The following is a 2998-nucleotide window of genomic DNA, read 5'->3' on the forward strand; positions in this document are numbered from 1 at the left end:
TCCTTATCGTTCACAAATACGCGCGTACAACTGTCCACGTAGATAAAATCGACTTGTTTTAACGGTGTCTGCTGATTCATATCCACATTTTGCTGCACCTCAAGACTGTTGGGCAGTTGCTGATACAAGGCCGTTAAGTTTTGTCGGTAATGACCGGGTGATATTTGAATTTCAGTTGTCGTTCTCGAACGATTACAGCGCATACTGGATAAAATATTAATCCTCTCAATGGGATTATAGATTTTCGACACACCGAAACCCATTTCCAAATTCATGGTCAGGATGTTCACCGCCCCGAGTGATCGTTAATGTGCCATCAACGCTGCCACGATAACCACGGACGACTCTCTTCGTTCCGGTTTCCGGTCCTTGCGGATCCTCTTCGGGGGAATGTTGATAATAATCGTCACTATACCAATCGTTAACCCAATCCGTTCCATTGCCCATCATGTCATACAGTTCGATAGGGTTAGGGGCAAAACTCCCTACAGGAGAGTACCCATCAGTAAAGTTTCGTTTGGGGTCTCCATCATGATACAACTTATTATCACTGTTACCGAAAATCAAAAATTGTCCGCCGCTGCGGGCGGCATATTCCCACTGCGCTTCGGTCGGTAAATCGGTTTTTTTGCCATTCGACTTCCCTAACCATTGACAATAATCTTTTGCATCCTGCCATGAAACTTTTGCAGGATAATCATCCCCCAGTTCCTCCCAATCGACGGCCTCACTATTTTTACCCTTCGTATAAAATTCAAGGCGTTCTCTTCCTTGCACATCCAACCAGCGATTAAACTCTCCCCACGTCACTCGGTATTTGCCCATTTTAAAATCCGACAAGGACACCCAATGCAAAGGTTTGGTTGAAAGGTCAAGACTATACGGCAGCTTATCTTCCACTAACGGTCCAAAATCTCCCATCTGAAAACGCCCGCCAGGAATAGAAACCATATTATCCATCGAGGCTTGACGCAACTTAGCCGATTCAGCTACTTTTTGCCCACTATCACACCCGGCAAGTAAAACTATCAGTAAAGGCGTGTAGAGACGCCATGGCATTGTCATTATTGTAACTCCTTATCGTTCACAAACACGCGCGTACAACTGTCCACATAGATAAATTCAACTTGCTTTAATGGCGCTTGCTGATTTACATCCGTATTTTGCAGAACTTCAAGACAATCGGGAAGCTGTTGATACAGCGCCGCCAGATTTTGTCGATAATGGCTTGGCTCTATCCGGATCTCGGGCGCGGGTATGTTTGATTAAAGAATATCCTGGCTATTTAGTCACGGGTTGGATAGGGGTTGGAGATTGGATTGCGCAGCGAAAGCCTCGCCCTGTAATGGTGATATCGTTTAAAACTGGTTCCATAGCATAGCGGTTGATCGTTAAATTTTTAAAAATATCAGTACCTGCTGATCCCCGAGCCACTTTCTTGATTCCTGAGATAGGACCTTGGGGGTTTTTACTAGGCGAAGCTGAATAATAGTTTTCATCGTACCAATCATTGGTCCAGTCCCATCCATTGCCCATCATATCGTATAATCCAATTTGATTTGGTTTTCGTGTATTGAGTGGCACAAAGGCTCGAGAACTATGCATTACTTCAGTATCGAATTGTTGATTATATGTTGCAAGGGATATAAATTGACCTTGACTACGAGCCGCATACTCCCATTGAGCTTCGGTAGGTAAGTCAACAGGTAAACCACTTTGCTGTCCAATCCATTGGCAATAATCTTTAGCGTCTTGCCAACCAACGGAGGCTAAATAATTATCTTTAATAAACTCTTTAGCGGGGGGATAACTTGTCCACTCTTTTATTGCAATATAACTTTTAGGTAACGGCTTATTTGTTAAATTTATCCATAAAAGATACTCTCCCCATGAAACTTTACTTTTTGAGATGCTGAAACTATCAAGGGTTACATTATGGGTAAATTTATTATCCTTACTAATACTATAAACAAAATTGGATTTACCATCTTTACCACCAAAATCTCCCATTAAAAAAGTTCCGCCCTCAACAAACACCATATTATTTAAAGTATTATTGACCAGTTGTTGAGCTTGTTTTTGTTGTTCTGCGGTAGGGGGGTTATCACACCCAGCGAGTATCACTATCAGCACGGGAGCGCAGAGACGCCATGTCCTTGTCATTATCGTAATTCCTTATCGTTCACAAATACGCGCGTACAACTGTCCACGTAGATAAAATCGACTTGTTTTAACGGTGTCTGCTGATTCATATCCACATTTTGCTGCACCTCAAGACTGTTGGGCAGTTGCTGATACAAGGCCGTTAAGTTTTGTCGGTAATGACCGGGTGATATTTGAATTTAAGTTGTCGCTCTAGAACGATTACAGCGCATACTGGATAAAATATTAATCCTCTCAATGGGATTATAGATTTTCGACACACCGAAACCCATTACCAAACTCATGGTCAGGGAGTTTACCCCCTCGGGTGATCGTTAATGTGCCATCAACACTGCCACGATAACCGCGCTCCACTTTTTTTGTTCCACTTTCTGGTCCTGGTGGATTATCTTCGGGGGAGTGTTGATAATAATCGTCACTATACCAATCGTTGACCCAATCCTTCCCATTGCCCATCATGTCATACAGTCCGATAGGGTTCGGTGCAAAATTCCCTACAGGAGAAAACCCATCAGTAAAGTTTCGTTTGGGGTCTCCATCATAATACAACTTATTATCACTATTCCCGTAAATCAAAAATTGCCCGCCGCTGCGGGCGGCATATTCCCACTGTGCCTCCGTCGGTAAATCGGTTTTTTTACCGCTTAATTCTCCTAGCCATTGACAATAGGCTTTCGCATCCTGCCATGATACTTGAGCAGGATAATCATCCCCCAGCTCCTCCCAATCGACAGCCTCACTATTTTTTCTCTTGGAGTACAACGCAAGTGGTTTTCGCCCCTGTAAATCAAGCCAGCGATTAAACTCCCCCCACGTCACGCGGTATTTGCCCATT

Annotated in this window: 4 protein-coding genes; all 4 read right to left on the reverse strand. The window is 43.5% G+C overall.

The genetic code is table 11. From position 1 onward, the window contains the following. Positions 1–251 (reverse strand): hypothetical protein (locus GKR48_RS05410; RefSeq protein ID WP_154627321.1); only part of this gene is annotated, 251 nt, incomplete at its 3' end. Next, positions 235–1065, reverse strand: coding sequence for a formylglycine-generating enzyme family protein (locus GKR48_RS05415; protein WP_154627322.1), 831 nt, complete (start codon positions 1063–1065; stop codon positions 235–237). The genes GKR48_RS05415 and GKR48_RS05410, both read right to left, overlap by 17 nt. Positions 1066–1281: 216 nt before the next feature. Then, positions 1282–2163, reverse strand: a complete 882-nt coding sequence (locus tag GKR48_RS05420) for a formylglycine-generating enzyme family protein (protein WP_154627323.1) — start codon at positions 2161–2163, stop codon at positions 1282–1284. A gap of 243 nt (positions 2164–2406) precedes the next feature. After that, positions 2407–2998 (reverse strand): formylglycine-generating enzyme family protein (locus GKR48_RS05425; RefSeq protein WP_154627324.1); only part of this gene is annotated, 592 nt, incomplete at its 5' end.

This window comes from Providencia sp. wls1943 (assembly GCF_009706275.1).
Lineage (GTDB): Bacteria > Pseudomonadota > Gammaproteobacteria > Enterobacterales > Enterobacteriaceae > Providencia > Providencia zhijiangensis.